Consider the following 17,013-nt stretch of genomic DNA (forward strand, 5'->3'; position numbering starts at 1 on the left):
AACGTAGAAAGTTTCCTGAAGGAAACGCTAAGGAGGAAGCAGTTTTGGAGTTTAAGGGAGTTATGGGAGGACTGTACAGAATATCGGAGTGGATTATGCGGTTATCCGTTATTAATTTACTTTGGATGCTTTGCTCGATTCCGGTATTCTTTTTCCTCTTTATGGGGTTAGTGAGTCAAACGCCGGACGCTTTGAAAGCTACGCTGCCGATTCTTGCAGTTTTGGCACCGTTTACTTTATTTCCTGCGACAACCGCTATGTTTGCGGTAGCTAGGAAATGGGTGACCGGAGAAGAAGATGTTCCCTTGTTAAAAACATTTTTCCGTGGATACAAAGAAAACTATTTGCAAAGCATGCTTGGTGGTATATTTTTTGTACTAATCTTCGTAATTATTGCAGTGAACTATTTCTTCTATTTGAAACAAGGCAGTTCGTTGAAGGTACTAGCCGTTCTCTTTATTGCTTTTACCGTGATCATGATTATTGCTTTGTTTAATTTCTTCTCTATCATCGTTCATTTGCACATGAAGATTTTTCAAATTGTCAAAAATTCAATTTTAATTACAATTGGTAACCCGATCAATTCGATTGTTTTGCTCATTTGTAATGGTGTTATTGTTTATATTTGCCTAACGAAATTCAATTTCTTCTTAGTAGTGTTCTTCATGGGCGCTATTGTAGCAACGTTCTCCTTCTGGCAGTTTAACCGTAGCTTTACGAAGCTTCAGACGAAACAACAGGAACTGGAAGAGAAGGAACAACAGCGACTTGCTGAAGCCGAAGCGGCTGAAGAAGGAAATGATGCTGCGAGTGAGGGAGTCATTAATGAATCTCCGATTAGCTTGCATAAAAAAGAAGATAATGACAAGAATAGAGATTAATCCTACCAGTTGATTATCAGCGCGGTTGGATCTATAATAAGAACACAGAAGAAATCTGCGATGCTCGTAACGGTTTTAAGTTGTTTTAAACCAATGACTGTTTCTAGGGAGACCTATATTGATGTGTGGCTGACATGCCCTCGAAAGGGGACCTCAAATACACGTCTGCGGACACCCACCTGCGAGAGCGGGTTTGAAGCACGGAAACCGGACGGCATAGGCGGGTTTCTTCGAATAAAAAAGAGGTTGAACAGGGATATCACCTGCTCAACCTTTTTTTTGCGTTCTTACCGTTTCTTATTGTAGCTCAGCAAGATCCGTCAACTGATGGAATGTACTTTGAAGTGTCGGATATAGACTGCGGTAGATTTTATAATAAGCTTCATATTTCTGCTGGTTGGCCACATTTGGTTCTACGCGATCTGTGACTTTAATCCAATCCTCACATAATTTCGTAATATCGATTTGCCTTACGCCGGATGCTGCCATGATGGCTGCACCGTACGCCGGGCCATCCGTCGAATTAACCGTTACGACTGGAATTCCGAAAATGTCGGCAATCATTTGGCGCCAGAAAGGACTTCTAGCTCCGCCACCGTTAACTCGAAGCTCCGTTACTTCGATCCCGGATTCACGAATTAACTCCATGGAATCACGAAGTCCAAAGGTGATACCTTCAAGAACTGCGCGGGTTAAATGAGCTTTCTCGTGTCTTAAATTAAGCCCAATGAAGGCACCGCGTGCTTTCGGATCGGGATGAGGTGTACGTTCTCCAGACAAATAAGGAAGGAACAATAAGCCTTCACTGCCAAGCGGCGCTGTTGCAGCTTCTGCTGTCAGTATTTCGTACACATCTTTGCCTTCCTGCTCAGCGCGTGCAAACTCTTCACTGGCAAAGTGATTACGCCACCACTGGAACGAGCCGCCTGCTGCGAGCATGACACCCATGCGGTGCCATTTGCCTGGCACGCCGTGGCAGAAAGAATGAAGTCGATACGCTTCATCCACTTGGTAGGTGTCGTCATGGACGAAGACGACACCAGAAGTGCCAAGCGCGACCGAGGCGATGCCTTGGCGGACGACGCCAACACCAACGGCGCCGCAGGCTTGGTCGCCGCCGCCGACAACGATCGGCGTGCCTGGTGCTAGGCCTGTGAGCGCCGCTGCCTCAGGCAGCAGGTGTCCGGCAATGTCGCCGGACTCATAGAGAGGCGGCAGCCACTCGAGCGGGATCTCTAACCGCTCCGCAACGGTTTGCGACCAGCTGCGATGGGCTACATCGAGCAGCAGCGTGCCGCTGGCGTCGGCCATGTCCATGCCGAACGCACCCGTCAGGCGCAGCCTGACGTAGTCCTTCGGCAGCAGCAGATGCCGAACGCGGGCGTAGTGCTCCGGCTCATGCTGCCGGAGCCATAGGAGCTTGGGCGCGGTGAAGCCGGTCAGCGCCCGATTGCCTGTGAGGCGACCGAGTTCGGCTTCGCCGACGGTCGCTTCGATGTAGGCGCACTGCTCCGCGGTGCGCTGATCGCACCAGAGCAGCGCAGGTCGGATGACCTGCTGCGCCTCGTCAAGGAAGACTGAGCCGTGCATCTGGCCGGAGAAGCCAATACCTGCGACTTCATCGCCTGATACACCGGTGCTAGCTAAGAGCCCTTGGATGCCTGCGATGGTGGCGTTCCACCAATCTTCAGGATGTTGCTCAGCCCAACCTGGGTGTGGTTGCTGCAACGGATATTGGGCAGAATGTGAGCCGATAACTGTACCGGTTTCATCCACTAGAATACATTTGATGGCAGAAGTGCCTAAATCTAAACCCATAAAGTAAGTCATGAGATCACCCTTTATAATGAAGTATGGTTAGTGCTTTGATATTCTTTGTTTGTTTATTGAATATACAAAGATAACATATTCAATGTATTCGCCCATGCTTTCAAATATCCTTCTTTTCCAGTCGATTATTCCTATGAATTTTTGCTGAGAAGGGTATCCTTAAAAGAATGGATCGCTCTCACTTACGAAAGTGGTAAAACTTGTCTCAAAACTTTCCCTAGGGAAAAACAATTTCGTAGGAACATAAATGTTTACCTGTAGCATAAGATGGGGTTATGTAGTATACTACATATAAAAGTTTCCCTAGAACAACATTATTGGTCTTGTGAAAGAAGGGTTATGTTATGGATATTGCTAAAAAAGAACCTGTTCAGGATCCCATCGGGTGGCGTAAAGATTCCTCAACGCCAAGTCTACCTGAAGTTCATCATAGTATGAAAGTACCTAAGAAGGCGGGTTTTTTTAGAAAGTTACTAGCCTTTGTGGGGCCAGGATATCTGGTAGCTGTCGGTTATATGGATCCCGGAAACTGGGCAACTGATTTAGCAGGGGGCTCGCAATTCGGATATACGCTGCTTTCCGTTATTTTAATTTCTAATCTTATGGCGATTCTCTTGCAAGCTTTATCGGGTCGACTTGGCATTGTGACTGGTAGAGATTTGGCGCAAGCGTGCCGTGATCATTATAGTAAGCCAGTTTCTTATGTTCTTTGGTTTTTGTGTGAGCTTGCGATCGCTGCCTGTGATCTGGCAGAGGTCATTGGTGCCGCGATTGCGTTGCAGTTACTGTTCGGGTTGCCGCTCATTTATGGTGTGATTCTGACGGCATTGGATGTTATTCTGGTGCTCATGCTTCAGAAAAAAGGCTTTCGTTACATTGAAGCAATGGTTATTAGCTTAATTGCACTTATTATGGTTTGTTTTATAATGGAGCTTATTTTCTCTCAGCCTGAATTTGCAGCAGTTGCTGCAGGATTCATTCCAACAACTGAAATTGTAACGAATCCAGCCATGTTATATATTGCCCTAGGTATTCTAGGAGCGACGGTTATGCCGCATAATTTATATTTGCACTCATCCATCGTTCAGACGCGTAAAATTGAACCTACAATTGAAGCTAAACGCGAAGCAATCAAATTCTCGACTATTGATACGACGATTGCTTTGATGTTAGCGTTATTCGTAAACGCGGCGATTCTCATTCTTTCGGCGGCAGCTTTTCACTCCGCGGGGAAAGAAGTTGCGGAAATTCAAGATGCGTATCATCTCCTTGGGCCTATGTTGGGTACAGGTGCAGCCAGTATTTTGTTCGCCGTTGCACTCCTAGCATCTGGTCAGAACTCAACACTTACGGGTACACTGGCCGGACAGATCGTTATGGAAGGTTTTCTGAACATCCGATTAACACCTTGGCTGCGCCGGTTGATTACTCGGTTGATTGCCATCATACCTGCAGTTATCGTGATTGGTATCTACGGAGAAAGCGGAGCAACGGATCTACTCATTCTCAGTCAGGTTATTTTGTCCCTGCAATTATCTTTTGCGGTGATCCCACTAGTTACGTTCACTTCCGATCGTAAAAAGATGGGCGTGCTCGTGATCCCGAAATGGATGGCAGTATTGAGTTGGTTTGTAGCTATTTTAATCGCAGGATTGAACGCTTATCTGCTGTATACTACTTTTTTTGGATAAAAAGGAATAGATAGGAATAGATTGGAATGAATCGGGGGAGAGATCCCTCGATTTTTCATTTACCTCTTTTTCTAAAGCCTAATCAATGGTATTATAGAGAATAGTGTTGAAATGGCAAGTGGTCTACATGCACTTCATTGAAGGGGGAAAGGGCTTTTGCTAAAGAGAACTTTAATCGGATTAGTACGTAGTCATGAAACGACAGGGGAAAAAGCTAGAGATCCTTTACTTAAAACTAGATATTTTAAGCTGCCGAAGGAGCAAGTTTGGGAAGAGGTAACGGCTGTATTGAAGAAAACGCCAGGTTACAAGCTATTACATGAGGTCCCGAACGTAGGAGAAATCCTTGCTGAGCGCAAAACGGTAACTGGAAGAACCCAAGACGTAACGCTGACTTTATTTGCAATTAATCCTGTGAAAACGGCTGTTGATATTTATTCGGCTTCACGTGGTTCAATGGGCGATCTTGGATCCAATTATCGTACGATATTAGACATTTATAAACAATTAGATCGTAAGCTTGCTTCATATAAAATTGATGGATAACAAAAACAGCAGGGAAGCTTGGCCTCCTTGCTGTTTTATTTGTGTGGATTAAACTAATTTTTTAACAGCTTCTACAGCTGCTTCATAGTTCGGGTGAGCTGTCATTTCGCCAAGGTACTCCACGTATTGAACAGTGTCATTAGCGTCGATTACGAAAATAGAGCGCATATCCAATTGAATTTCTTTGATCAATACGCCATAAGCTTCGCCAAAGGATTTTGTTTTGTAATCGGATAGTGTAATCACTTTGTCGATACCTGCAGCGCCGCACCAGCGAGCTTGTGCGAAAGGAAGATCAACGCTGATTGTAAGAACGGCAACATTGTCACCTAGGCCAGCTGCTTCTTCATTGAAACGACGTGTTTGTGCATCACAAACGCCTGTATCTAAGGAAGGAACTACGGAGATCAATTTCACTTTACCTGCGTAATCAGCAAGTGATACTTGCGTCATCAAATCTTTGTTAACTTTGAAATCAGGTGCTTTGTCACCTACTTTAATTTCGGGTCCTACCAAAGTGATAGGATTGCTTTTCAGGGTAGCAACACCAGTACGTTCTTGTGCCATTGAATGATTTCCTCCTTTATTATCCATGCTAAATAACAACTTACTTATTATAAGCTTTTTGCGGATAAGTTGTCCAATCGTTGCTATCGAGCTATAATCGGAGTCAAAGAACGCGTTTTGTTTCTTCATTAAGTAGATAAGTCAGGGGATTTACTCACGTGGAATTAAGACAATTGCAATACTTTGTGAAAGTTGCTAGGAAGCAGCATGTGACACAGGCGGCGGAAGAACTGCATGTAGCGCAGTCTGCAGTTAGTCGGCAAATTCATTTGCTGGAAGAGGAACTCGGTGTTGATTTATTTGTGCAAAAGGGGCGTAATTTACATCTGACCTCTGTGGGGCATTTATTTCTAAGTCGAGTAGAAGGAATTCTTACGGATTTGGAACGTGCGGTAGGTGAGATCCATGAGTTTCTTGATCCAGAGGCTGGGGAGATTCGAATTGGTTTCCCTCATAGCCTGGTTATCAATTTACTTCCTGCTGTTGTTGCAGCATTTAAAAAAAATCATCCCAATGTGAAGTTTCGACTGCGTCAGGGTACATACACTTCGTTAATTCGTGATGTTTCGAGAGGGGAAATCGATCTCGCATTTATTTCACCCTTTCCTAAATCCCATGAGCATGTGACAGGTGAGATATTATTGACAGAAGAGCTGTATGCTATCATCCCCTCCAATCATATTTTGGCAGACTATACGTCAATTCGCCTTGAGCAGTTGAAGAATGAATCATTCGTTATGTTCAGTGAAGAATATACGCTTCGAACAATTGTGATGGACGCGTGCCAGAAGGCAGGCTTCGTTCCTAAGATTGAGTTTGAAGGGGAAGAGACGGATACGATTCGTGGACTTGTTGCCGCGGGTATGGGGGTCAGCTTGCTTCCGGCGATGGCTTTATTGGAAAGCGGGCAAACACAGCCAGTCAAGATACGAGTTACAGATCCTCAGGTTACGAGGACGGTTGGTTTGATTTGTCGCAAGGATGTGAAGCTGCCGTTGGTGGCTGAAGTGTTTCGTCGTTTCTTATATGATTATTTTAAATGAGAAAAGCTCTCCCGTCAGGTCTACATGAACCTGGGTGGGAGAGCTTTTGTGTTTAATCGTCGTTATTTCGACCATTGAAAATCATAATGTACTTCAGAAGCTCGAGTACGGAGATCAAAGCCGCAGCTACATAGGTTAAAGCTGCTGCATTCAAAACCTTAGCTACACCGCGTTCTTCTTCATTAGATATGAAACCTTGAGCCACCATCTCATCACGTGCTCTTGAGCTAGCGTTAAACTCGACTGGTAACGTTACTAATTGGAAAGCTACGGCTGCTGCGAAGAAAATGATACCGACACCCAAGAGCCAGGGGATCTGCTGGAAGAAGAATCCCGCTAGGATCAAGATAGGAGCCACACCGGAAGCGAAATTAACAACAGGGAACATCTTGTGTCTAGCGACGAGCATTGGGTAATGTACTTGATGCTGAATAGCATGACCTACTTCGTGACAGGCAACAGATACAGCTGAGATGGAGCTTTGGTAGTAGACGGGCTCCGACAAACGTACGGTTCGAGCCATTGGATCGTAGTGGTCTGTTAATGTCCCAGGCACAGCTTCAACAGGTACATCGTAAAGGCCGTTAGCATCTAACATTCGTCTTGCGGCTTCGGCGCCAGTCATGTGTGAGCGGACAGGTACGCTGGACCATTTGTTAAAGGTTCCTCGCACTCGGAATGAAGCCCACAAAGACAGGCCGAAAGCAATGATAATTAGAAAATCCATCGGGTGAAAAAACATAGGGCATTCCTCCGTATTTCAATTATGAGAACGGATTTTTACCTAAAAGGACAATAAGTGCTTCGATGCAAGCGGCAGTCGGTTGTGTCAGAATATGATACAGCTTCTTCAACTGTTTAGGCTTCAATTGCTGAACAAGTGGACTGAGTTCCTTGGCTTCCTTCATTAATTGTTCTAGATGTAATTGAAGGGATGTAAGCTTATCTGTCACAGTATCATCGGAGGACACTTTACTCCATTGTTGTAAGTTGACTTTGATTTCCTCTAAGGTATATTTCTCGTTCTTCATTGATTCAATACGCCTCAGTCGGTGCAAAGTTTCATCGCTGTACAGACGATAGTTCGTATCGGATCTTCTTTCAGGTTCAATCAAGCTCAGCTTGGTGTAGTAATCAATGGTACGAGGGCTGACATCAGCAAGCTTAGCGAGCTCTCCAATTTTATAAAGCTTCTCATTCCCCATGCTAAATTCACCTCTACTCCAATGGTTTGAAATTCTTTCTTCTATATAAACATGATACCTGATATTAAACCGTACAGTCAAACGTGATGCTTCAGAAAGCTGACATTGGATTTTAGTGTAAAAATGGTGTTTTGTGAACACATATGAGCCGAAACACGAATTATGCTTGTTTCATGTCAGGTTATTTTTCGCTTTTTTCAATATTTTAACGAAAATCCTATTGTCAAACCCAAATAACCTGTATATAATGACATTAAGAGTTTCATTACATGTTACTTAATCTAACATTAAAGGAAGTGGTCGTATGGTTAAGAAATTGTTGTTAGCTTTCGGCGTTATGTCATTACTGTTCCCTACACTCGCATTTGCAGCGGATGAGGCGACAGCACCACAACTACAGAGTGCAATTGATGCAGTATGGGTAATGTTAGCAGCAATCTTAGTCATCTTCATGCAAGCTGGTTTTGCACTTTTAGAAGCGGGGTCAACTAGAATGAAAAATGCCGGTCACGTAGCCGGTAAAACGATTTTAACTTTCGGAATATGTGCCATTGCATTCTGGGCTGTAGGATTTGGTTTCGCCTTCGGTGATGGAAATGCATTCTTCGGAGAAACGGGCTTCTTCGTAACAGGTTTAGAAGATCAAGCTGCAGCAGCATTCGGATCTCTTTCCTTCTCTGATGTGCCAATCGGTATCAAATTCTTGTTCCAACTAGCATTCGCTGGTGTATCCCTTGCCATTGCATGGGGCGGTTTTGCAGAAAGAGCGAAACTTCCGGTTTACTTCATTTTCGGAATTCTTTACACAGTTATTATCTATCCAATCGTAGCGCACTGGGTATGGGGCGGCGGCTGGTTGAGCAAATTGGGTATGCAAGATTTCGCAGGTTCAACTGTCGTTCATTTACAAGGTGCAACAGCAGCGTTAGTAGCAACTATCTTGCTTAAACCACGTATTGGCAAATATAATAAAGATAAAACACCGAACTTGATTCCAGGTCATAACCAAGTATTGTCTGTTCTAGGTGTTATCATCCTTTGGATCGGTTGGTTCGGATTCAACCCAGGTAGTACGCTAAGTGCAATGGGTGACGGCTTCTTCGGTTATATCGCATTGACAACGAATATGGCTGCTGCGGCAGGAGCTGTAGCTGCGTTGATTATCTCTTGGATGTACTTCGGTAAAGCAGATATTCCTAGCATGTTGAACGGTGTTCTGGCTGCGCTTGTTGCCATCACTGCTGCATGTGCTTTCGTAGATGCTTGGGCTGCAATCGTGATTGGTGCAGTAGCGGGTATCGTAACATTCTTCACCGCACAATGGTTCGAAAGAGCTGGAATCGACGATCCGATCTATGCTTTCTCCGTACATGGTATCGCTGGTATCTGGGGTACACTTTCCACTGGTTTGTTCGCAACACCTGAGCTTTCAGCTAAAGTAGGTGTTGGTGGTGCAGGTTTATTCTACGGCGGTGGTTTCCACCAATTAGGAGTTCAAGCGCTTGGTCTTGCTGGAGCTTTGGCATTCGTACTTGTTCTTTCCTTCATTATCCTAGGTATTCTTAAAGCTACAATTGGTCTTCGTGTTACAGAAGAAGAAGAAATTATTGGTCTGGATCTTTCCGAGCATGGTTCATACGGATATCCTGAACAAATGAAAAAAGCAGCTCAAAACGGAGTTTCCGTTTAATAACACTTATACTTTCTACTAGAGCAAAGGGGATGCAACATGAATCATCTCTCAATGGAACGGATCCTGGAACGCATTTATCTCTCGGAGCAATTCGAAGAGATGCGAATAACCAGAGATCAGGTGCATGAGATGTTTCGGGAGCATCTCCTTTTTCCCTATTCACCTGAATTGGGGCAGCAAATCAATCAAGTACATGATGCATTGATTCAAAGAACAACACAGATAGCTGAACATTTACTAGAAGATGAAGGTTACGGAAAGCCGCCTGTTGCGTATGCTTTTATCTTATTGGGCAGTGGTGGCAGAAGAGAACAGACACTGTGGAGTGATCAAGACAACGGACTCATTTATGGTGATAGTGAAACGCATTCGCAAGAAGAATTAGATCTTTATTTTGACAAGCTTGCCTCGTATATCATTCATGGGTTGGATGTGTTGGGTTATCCGCCTTGTGAAGGGAATGTCATATCCAGCAATCCGCAATGGCGCAAGTCACTGCAAGGGTATATGGAGATGATGACCGGCTGGTTTATGGAACCCGATTGGGAAAATGTGCGCTACCTGCTCATTCTGGCGGATATGCGTTGCATGTATGGTTCAGAGCTATTAGTAACGAAGCTGAAACAATCGTTTCTTGACTATGTTCAGGTGCATCCAGGACTCTTGAAATATTTATTGTCGAACACATTACATCACAAAATGTCGTTGGGTATCTTTAGTCATATAATTACAGAGCGATACGGTGAGGATGCAGGTGGATTTGACATTAAATATGGCGCTTATATTCCGATCGTCAATGGGGTTCGGCTGCTTGCTATTCAAGCAGGAATTCTAGCTACTTCTACAATTGAACGAATTAAACAGTTAAAGGCAAAGGGGATTGTATCCGAAGAGCTAGCCAATGATTGGGAACTGGCTTTTTCTATCGCTTTGAAGCTAAGAGATAGTACACCATTCCAGTTAGATGAAGAGAAATATACGACAAGAGGAAAACTTACGGCAGATCAACTTAACAAAGAGATTCGTATGCAATTAAAGCAGTGTTTACGGACGGGAATTCAGTTGCAGAAGTATGTTGGTAAGTCCATAGGCTCACACATAGAGAGAGAAAAGGGTTAGATTATCGGAATCGGAAATCACGTTTCATTGGTAGGGAGAGGTGACTCGGGTGAAGGATATGCGTCCGGCAGGTCGTATGTGGCATTTATATAAGATGGGCGGTTTAACACCAGCTTTAACCTCGATGTTTGATGCGCAAAGTGCGCAACAAATGGCTTTTATTCGGTCGATGCTAAAAGAGCAACGAAAAGATTCTTTGTTTGAAATTCCATTGCACGCCATGGAAATCGTGGTGTTTGATCTTGAAACTACCGGCTTCTCTCCTTATAATGGAGACGAAATTATTTCCTTCGGTGCTGTCTCTGTTATCGGTGGTGAAGTACAGACACAAGATACCTTCTATAAAATGGTGAATCCCAAGCGTAAAATTCCAGATGAAATCGTTAAGTTAACCGGTATTACGAACGAAATGGCTGGCGATGCACCTGACTTAATCGGTGTTTTAAGTGATTTTTTAGAATTTGTACAGCAGAAAATCTTAGTGGCTCATGCCATTGGACATGATAAAAGTTTTCTGAACTCAGCCTTGTGGCGTACGTCCAAAGTGAGCCTATCCCATCGCGTTTTGGATATTATGATGATCGCAAAATGGCTGATGCCCAAACGAAAAAATCTAGGTTTAGATTCACTCTTGCATGCGTATGGCATTCCGGTTACAGGGAGACATCACGCACTTGAGGATGCTCTCATGACAGCGCAATTATGGTCAAGATTTATGGAAGAAATAAGAGCAAGAGATGTAGATACACTAGGTGATTTATATGCATTGTTAAGCCATCATTGACCGATGACAAACGAAAGTTTGTGATATGCGGTAGTGGTGGTTTTTTTTAGGGAATAGACTTGGAGGTTGGGACGCTCTTTGTGTTGCAGGGAAAGGATCCAGTAGGTTGGGATGGTATGCCAGAGTGTTGAAAGGTCTTCGGCAGAGGGAATGGATGCAGCAGTAGGGTGTGAATGGAAAATGCCGACGATCCTACGACGTTTATCTATTAGATAGGGGAGTATGTCGCTGGGAAGGATGGCAAACTGCTGTGTAGGATCTGCCGCGTAATTGTGAAGAGGGATAAATGTATGGATTTGCAGCTCATCTGACGGTGTTAAAGAGGCTTCCTGTGTCAGGATGCCACATGCTTCATTGGGAAGTGAGCGCATACTGTGAGAGACCATTTCGTCATATAATTGTCTAGATAAATGGATACTCACTTGTACTCACTCCCTCAGATTGCTTGGACATGAGGCTAGTATATCATGTTTGTTCTTGCAATTCTGCTTTAGGCTTAATGAGGAAAAATACCAAAGCTAACATGATAAGTGATAATGATGCGACCGTGATAAATAGTGTCTTATGAGAAATGCTCATGAGCCAACCGAAAAGTGGAGGGCCAAAGGCAACTCCGATAAAACGCAAACTATTATAGAGGGAAGTAATCATCCCCCGTTGCTCGCGCTCTACCGATCCGGTAATGAGCGTATTTAGGCATGGAAGCAGGAGTCCTGTCCCTATCCCGCTGAGCGATAATAAGCCAATGAAGACATAGAGGTTCCCATTTAAAAATGTAGCCAAGGTGAGGGATATAACCATGGTCATAAGTCCGATATTCATGAGCCAACGCATGAGTTTGCCGTTTTGCTTGATTTTCGCCCCTGTGGTATAGGAAGTTATGACGAGGCAGAGCAAGGGGATCGCTAGGACAAGACCTTTGCGTACGCCTTCGATGCTATAGGGCTTCTCTTCCAAAATCTGTGAGAGGTAGAATAGTACGCCGAATAATATAAATAAGGTGATCGAACCAGCGATGAAGGCGGGGATTAGCCAATGGCCTTTGCTTTTGAGAATTGTTTTGATTTGCTTCAAATACAGCTTAAGGGGTTCAGCTTCCTTCTCTTTAGCAGGTTCTTTGATCATAAAAATCACAGCGAGCAAGGCTAGCAAACAAAAAAGTGGAAAAGCAAAAAATGGCGCAAACCAACTGATTAGCGCTAATAGAGAACCGAGTATTGGGCTTACGACTTTGCCGATTCCGTTGGAGGCTTCAATTAGTCCGAGTGCTTTGCTGGCTTTGGGGCCCTTGTAAATATCGCCGACAAGCGCCATGGCAATAGGGGCTGTACCTGCGGCTCCAAGGCCTTGTATGGCTCTAGAAGCTATAAGTATAGGGTAAGAGTTCCAGACAGCGCCAAGCCCTGCCAGGACGCCGGCAGCGCCGTACACGATAAGCGAGGGGATAATAACAGACTTACGTGTGAAACGATCAGACAAATAACCGGATATTGGGATGATGAGGCCTGCAGTCAATGAGAATAATGTGATGATAAGTGAACTTTGAAAGCGTGAGATACTCATTTTCTCTTGCAAGTCCGGTAGGATCGGGACAAGCATAGAATTGCCAAGGACGAGCACCAAAGGAATAGAGGCAAGTGCAAGATATTGCCAAACGCTGCCTTTTTCGCTTGAATCCGTCTTTTTATTATGGATAGAATCCTCTTCTTCGTGCTCGTAAATTCTCATTTTATCAAGCGGGTTTTTACCCCGCGTTTTCACGGCTGCTTGTTTCATTTCAGTGGTTCCTTTCATCGCAAAGAGTACGTTTACTTTTCCCTAATAGGATGAAAGCATACTTCGGGATTGTGATGTTGGAATTTTCGCTAATTTGGAGATAATATAGAGGGAGTGGAGGTTGATACTGTGAAGAAGAATCTCATCGTGATTGCTTTCGTCGTTCTATTGGCGGGCTTTGCGATTTATCAGAATGTAAAGAATGAAGATAAGCAAACCCTAATGCCGAGTGAGCAAGCGGCGAAGGTTAATTTTTTAGCGCCTTCGTTTACTTTACAAGGGTTGGATGGGAAGGATTATTCGGTAGGAGGACCTCGTGAAAAGCCGATGTTTGTGAACTTCTGGGCGTCATGGTGTGGTCCTTGCGAGGAAGAAGCGCCTGATCTGGTGAATTTGTATAAAAAATATGAGGGGAAATTTGATCTTTATGCGGTGAATGTGACGCCAGGGGATAAAATGGATAATATTAAAAAATTCGTTGACACCTATCAGTATCCGTTCCCTGTGCTGCTTGATAAACAAGGGTCAAATGCCGATACTTACAATGTTATCGCTATTCCTACCAGCTTTCTTATTGACAAAAATGGTGTGATCAGGGAAATCATTCATGTGCTTTCCCCGAAGGAGCTCGACAAGAAGATGGCGAGTCTTCTGAAGGAAGAATGAAAAAAAGCTGCAAGAGAGCAATTTGCGCTCTTGCAGCTTTTTCATATGAGTATTAATGATTCACTAGACCTAAACGTTCTTGTTGTTCTTTGTTAGCCGGCTCCACGCGTTTTCTGCTGATGAGGGCATAACGTAAGCTATCAACAAGGGCATACCAACTAGCTTCGATAATGTTACTAGATACACCGAGTGTGTTCCATGTCGTGTTAAAATCAGTTGATTCCATAAGCACGCGAACTTTACCTGCTGTTGCATCTTTCTCATCTAGTACGCGAACTTTATAATCTGAAAGATGAACATTCTTAATGTCTGGATAATATTGAATAAGAGCTTTCCGTAAGGCATTATCAAGTGCATTGACAGGGCCATTACCTTCAGCCGCGGTATAGATGGTTTCACCATGCACTTTCACCTTGACGATAGCTTCTGAGACAACAGCGTGATTGGCTGTTTTCTCTACAAGCATCTTAAATGATTCTAAGGTGAAAATTTCTTCAAGACCTTCAAAGGCTTCCCGCAACAGGAGTTCAAGCGTAGCGTCTGCACCTTCAAATTGATAGCCTTGGTGTTCCATGTCTTTGATTTTCTCAATAATTTCTTTGGTTTTCTGATGCTCTTTGTTGAAATCTAAGTTAAGTTCTTGTGCCTTGACCAGTACGTTGCTTTGGCCTGCAAGCTCGGAAACAAGCACGCGTTGTTTATTTCCTACATACTCAGGTTTCGTATGCTCATACGTACTTGCGTCCTTGAGAATGGCTGAAACGTGAATCCCGCCTTTGTGAGCGAATGCCGCATTACCAACGTAAGGTTGGTTAACAGGCATATGCATGTTGGCTATTTCACTAATATATCTCGAAATGGATGTGAGTGACTTCAATTGATCCGGTGAGATAACATCATAACCCAGTTTCAATTGTAAGTTAGGAATAATCGAGCTTAGATTAGCGTTTCCACAACGCTCCCCGTAGCCATTAATAGTCCCTTGGACTTGTCTAGCGCCAGCTTGTACCGCAGCTAAAGAGTTTGCAACACCTAACTCGCAATCATTGTGGGCGTGTATACCTACTGGCGTAGATACATGTTGCGTTACTGTCGTCACGATAGCCGTAATTTCATTAGGTAAAGAACCGCCGTTCGTATCACAGAGTGTAATCCAATCCGCGCCGGCGTCTTGAGCCTTCTTAATTGTTTGCAGTGCATAGTCTGGGTTATTCTTGAAGCCATCGAAGAAATGTTCGGCATCATAAATGACTTCCATACCGCTGCTTTTCAAAAAGAGAACGGAGTCATAAATCATGTTCAAGTTCTCTTCAAGTGTTGTTTGAATAGCAGTCGTTACATGAAAGTCCCATGACTTACCGAAAATCGTAGCGACTTGTGCGCCGGATTCTACGAGTCTATTGAGGTTAATGTCGTCTGCGGCAAGCGAGTCTTTCCGTCTTGTGCTTCCAAAAGCGGTGATTTTGGCGTTCGTGAAAGTCATCGTACGTGCCCGCTCAAAGAATTCAATGTCTTTGCTGTTGCTGCCCGGCCATCCGCCTTCAATATAATGAACCCCTAGCTCATCGAGCTTACGGGCAATTTTGATTTTATCCTCAACGGATAGGGAGATACCTTCTCCTTGGGTTCCGTCTCGTAGGGTGGTGTCGAAGATTTTGACTGATGTTGGCATTGGGTTCCTCCTTCAAAAGCTAGCAAAGTGACTTCGGTGTAATTGATGTGAGTAGTTTCGCTTGCTTTAAAGCGCTAATGTATAATTTACGATTATAACATAAATGTACAGGTAAAGACATCATAACGTAAAATCGCGTCTGCTTGAATAATTATTTTTTTGACATCTCAGGTTGGTTATGTTTCACTCGAGTAGACGGCTCTGAAATCTGATTCAATCATACTGGGAGGTAGTGAATATGGTGTCCGTAGAGCATCATTATCCCAAGCAAGGCAGAGTCATTTTACATATTGATATGAATGCATTCTATTGTTCGGTTCATGAAGCTGTAGAGCCTGACTTATATAAAGGGAAGCCTCTTGCTGTTGCTGGGAGTGTGGAGCTGCGCAAGGGAATTGTCGTTACTTCATCATATGCAGCGCGCAAGCTAGGGATCAAGACAGGTATGCAAGTTAGGCAAGCGTTGAAAATTTGTCCGGATCTTATTTTAATCAAGCCTGACTTTGATCTCTATCGAAATTTCTCGAGACGGTTTATGCAGATAGTCTATGGATATTCACCGATGGTAGAATCTATGTCTATTGATGAATGTTTTGTAGATATTACAGGTTCCAAACAGTTCGGAACGCCACTTGACATCGCAAATAGTATTCAAAGAAGAATCCTGCAAGAGTTGAAATTACCATGTTCGATTGGTGTCGCACCGAATAAGTTGCTAGCTAAAATGGGATCTGATATGAAGAAGCCTAATGGAATTACGGTATTGCGGCTTCGTGATGTGCCCACCGTTTTCTGGGATAAGCCGTGTCAGTATTTATATGGTATTGGAAAAAAAACAGCGGAGAAGCTAACGAGGCTTGGTATCCTTACTTTAGGGCAATTGGCTATTGCGGATGACGCCTTGTTAAGTAAGCACTTCGGTATTATGGGTGCGCATTTGAAGCGCTCAGCTAATGGAATTGATCCCTCGGTTGTGAATCCAGAGCAAGAGCAGAGCAAGTCCATTGGGCACACGACGACTTTGCCGCGTGATTATACAGATCGGATTGAGATTCATCGTGTGCTGCTGAATTTGGCGGATCAAGTAGCGAGGAGGCTTCGTAAGCAGGAACTCATGACTTCGACCATTCAGATTACGATTCGAGATCCTGAGATGAGGACCATTACGAGATCTCTTACCTTGCCAACACCGACGGAGCATATGGATGATATTTATCGGACTTCCTGTCAATTGTATGATACGCAATGGGAAGACGGGGATCCTGTTCGGCTTCTCGGGATCACCCTGCAGAATCTAATAGCCAAGGAAGAATCCTACGTGCAACTTGATTTATTTGATTATGAGAAACAGCCGCGCAGGGAGAACCTGAATCGAGTGATGGATGGTTTGCGTGATAAATTTGGAGAAGGTGTGATTCTTACAGCAGGGATGATGAGTGACGACCCGTCTTCCTTGATTCGTAATCACAAAGTAAGAGGGACGTCCTTGCAAATGGATCATTTGCGAAATAATCCTCTTCATAAAGAACCAGGAGAGTGA

16 protein-coding genes and 1 other RNA gene are annotated in these 17,013 nt (G+C 44.0%); 10 read left to right on the forward strand and 7 right to left on the reverse strand.

Translation table 11 applies throughout. The features are described 5' to 3' along the window. Window positions 1–44: 44 nt before the first annotated feature. Window positions 45–881, forward strand: a complete 837-nt coding sequence (locus HQN88_RS21825) for a YesL family protein (RefSeq protein WP_173116466.1) — start codon at window positions 45–47, stop codon at window positions 879–881. Between the two features lie 49 nt (window positions 882–930). Continuing rightward, window positions 931–1,112: non-coding RNA, 6S RNA (ssrS, locus tag HQN88_RS21830), on the forward strand. 66 nt (window positions 1,113–1,178) lie between these two features. On the opposite strand, the gene xylB is transcribed toward ssrS, so the two are convergent. Continuing rightward, the gene (gene xylB / locus HQN88_RS21835; RefSeq protein WP_173116468.1) at window positions 1,179–2,711 is read right to left on the reverse strand and encodes a xylulokinase; all 1,533 of its coding nucleotides are present in this window, start codon (window positions 2,709–2,711) and stop codon (window positions 1,179–1,181) included. A gap of 344 nt (window positions 2,712–3,055) precedes the next feature. Here xylB and HQN88_RS21840 point away from each other — a divergent pair, with 344 nt between their 5' ends. Both HQN88_RS21840 and HQN88_RS21845 read left to right on the forward strand, forming a co-directional pair. After that, complete coding sequence (locus HQN88_RS21840) at window positions 3,056–4,402, forward strand: Nramp family divalent metal transporter (protein WP_173116470.1); 1,347 nt, start codon at window positions 3,056–3,058, stop codon at window positions 4,400–4,402. A gap of 156 nt (window positions 4,403–4,558) precedes the next feature. Further along, window positions 4,559–4,948: a DUF1499 domain-containing protein gene (locus HQN88_RS21845; RefSeq protein ID WP_056616306.1), complete on the forward strand. Its 390-nt coding sequence runs from the start codon at window positions 4,559–4,561 to the stop codon at window positions 4,946–4,948. 48 nt (window positions 4,949–4,996) lie between these two features. Here the strand turns inward: HQN88_RS21845 and tpx are convergent, their stop codons facing one another. Next, window positions 4,997–5,515, reverse strand: coding sequence for a thiol peroxidase (tpx, locus tag HQN88_RS21850; RefSeq protein WP_173116472.1), 519 nt, complete (start codon window positions 5,513–5,515; stop codon window positions 4,997–4,999). 158 nt (window positions 5,516–5,673) lie between these two features. Between tpx and gltC the strand changes: the two genes are divergently transcribed. After that, window positions 5,674–6,558, forward strand: coding sequence for a glutamate biosynthesis transcriptional regulator GltC (gltC, locus tag HQN88_RS21855; protein ID WP_173116474.1), 885 nt, complete (start codon window positions 5,674–5,676; stop codon window positions 6,556–6,558). A 52-nt stretch (window positions 6,559–6,610) separates the two neighbouring features. On the opposite strand, the gene HQN88_RS21860 is transcribed toward gltC, so the two are convergent. Together HQN88_RS21860 and HQN88_RS21865 are read right to left on the reverse strand one after the other, a co-directional pair. Next, window positions 6,611–7,300 (reverse strand): zinc metallopeptidase, encoded by a 690-nt coding sequence (locus tag HQN88_RS21860; RefSeq protein WP_173116476.1) that lies wholly within the window; start codon window positions 7,298–7,300, stop codon window positions 6,611–6,613. Window positions 7,301–7,322: 22 nt separating this feature from the next. Then, complete coding sequence (locus HQN88_RS21865) at window positions 7,323–7,763, reverse strand: MerR family transcriptional regulator (protein WP_173116478.1); 441 nt, start codon at window positions 7,761–7,763, stop codon at window positions 7,323–7,325. A 304-nt stretch (window positions 7,764–8,067) separates the two neighbouring features. Here HQN88_RS21865 and HQN88_RS21870 point away from each other — a divergent pair, with 304 nt between their 5' ends. From HQN88_RS21870 to HQN88_RS21880, 3 genes are read left to right on the forward strand one after another with little or no spacing between them, the layout of a single operon-like run. After that, a complete protein-coding gene (locus tag HQN88_RS21870; RefSeq protein ID WP_068662125.1) occupies window positions 8,068–9,453 on the forward strand; it encodes an ammonium transporter in 1,386 nt (461 codons plus the stop codon). A gap of 39 nt (window positions 9,454–9,492) precedes the next feature. Beyond that, window positions 9,493–10,575, forward strand: a complete 1,083-nt coding sequence (locus HQN88_RS21875; protein ID WP_173116480.1) for a DUF294 nucleotidyltransferase-like domain-containing protein — start codon at window positions 9,493–9,495, stop codon at window positions 10,573–10,575. 49 nt (window positions 10,576–10,624) lie between these two features. Further along, window positions 10,625–11,359 carry an exonuclease domain-containing protein gene (locus HQN88_RS21880; RefSeq protein ID WP_173116482.1) on the forward strand — a complete coding sequence of 245 codons (735 nt, stop codon included), beginning with the start codon at window positions 10,625–10,627 and terminating at the stop codon, window positions 11,357–11,359. Here HQN88_RS21880 and HQN88_RS21885 read toward each other — a convergent pair. Next, the gene (locus HQN88_RS21885; protein WP_173116485.1) at window positions 11,353–11,781 is read right to left on the reverse strand and encodes a M67 family metallopeptidase; all 429 of its coding nucleotides are present in this window, start codon (window positions 11,779–11,781) and stop codon (window positions 11,353–11,355) included. The two genes, HQN88_RS21880 and HQN88_RS21885, sit on opposite strands and share 7 nt — an antisense overlap. Before the next feature lie 43 nt (window positions 11,782–11,824). Beyond that, complete coding sequence (locus HQN88_RS21890; protein WP_173116487.1) at window positions 11,825–13,135, reverse strand: MFS transporter; 1,311 nt, start codon at window positions 13,133–13,135, stop codon at window positions 11,825–11,827. 129 nt (window positions 13,136–13,264) lie between these two features. Between HQN88_RS21890 and HQN88_RS21895 the strand changes: the two genes are divergently transcribed. Beyond that, a complete protein-coding gene (locus tag HQN88_RS21895) occupies window positions 13,265–13,801 on the forward strand; it encodes a TlpA family protein disulfide reductase (RefSeq protein ID WP_274319134.1) in 537 nt (178 codons plus the stop codon). A 52-nt stretch (window positions 13,802–13,853) separates the two neighbouring features. Here HQN88_RS21895 and cimA read toward each other — a convergent pair whose 3' ends face one another. Further along, window positions 13,854–15,473: a citramalate synthase gene (gene cimA, locus HQN88_RS21900; protein WP_173116489.1), complete on the reverse strand. Its 1,620-nt coding sequence runs from the start codon at window positions 15,471–15,473 to the stop codon at window positions 13,854–13,856. 238 nt (window positions 15,474–15,711) lie between these two features. Between cimA and HQN88_RS21905 the strand changes: the two genes are divergently transcribed. After that, window positions 15,712–17,013, forward strand: a complete 1,302-nt coding sequence (locus HQN88_RS21905; RefSeq protein ID WP_173116491.1) for a DNA polymerase IV — start codon at window positions 15,712–15,714, stop codon at window positions 17,011–17,013.

Source organism: Paenibacillus qinlingensis (assembly GCF_013204845.1).
Classification (GTDB): domain Bacteria; phylum Bacillota; class Bacilli; order Paenibacillales; family NBRC-103111; genus Paenibacillus_E; species Paenibacillus_E qinlingensis.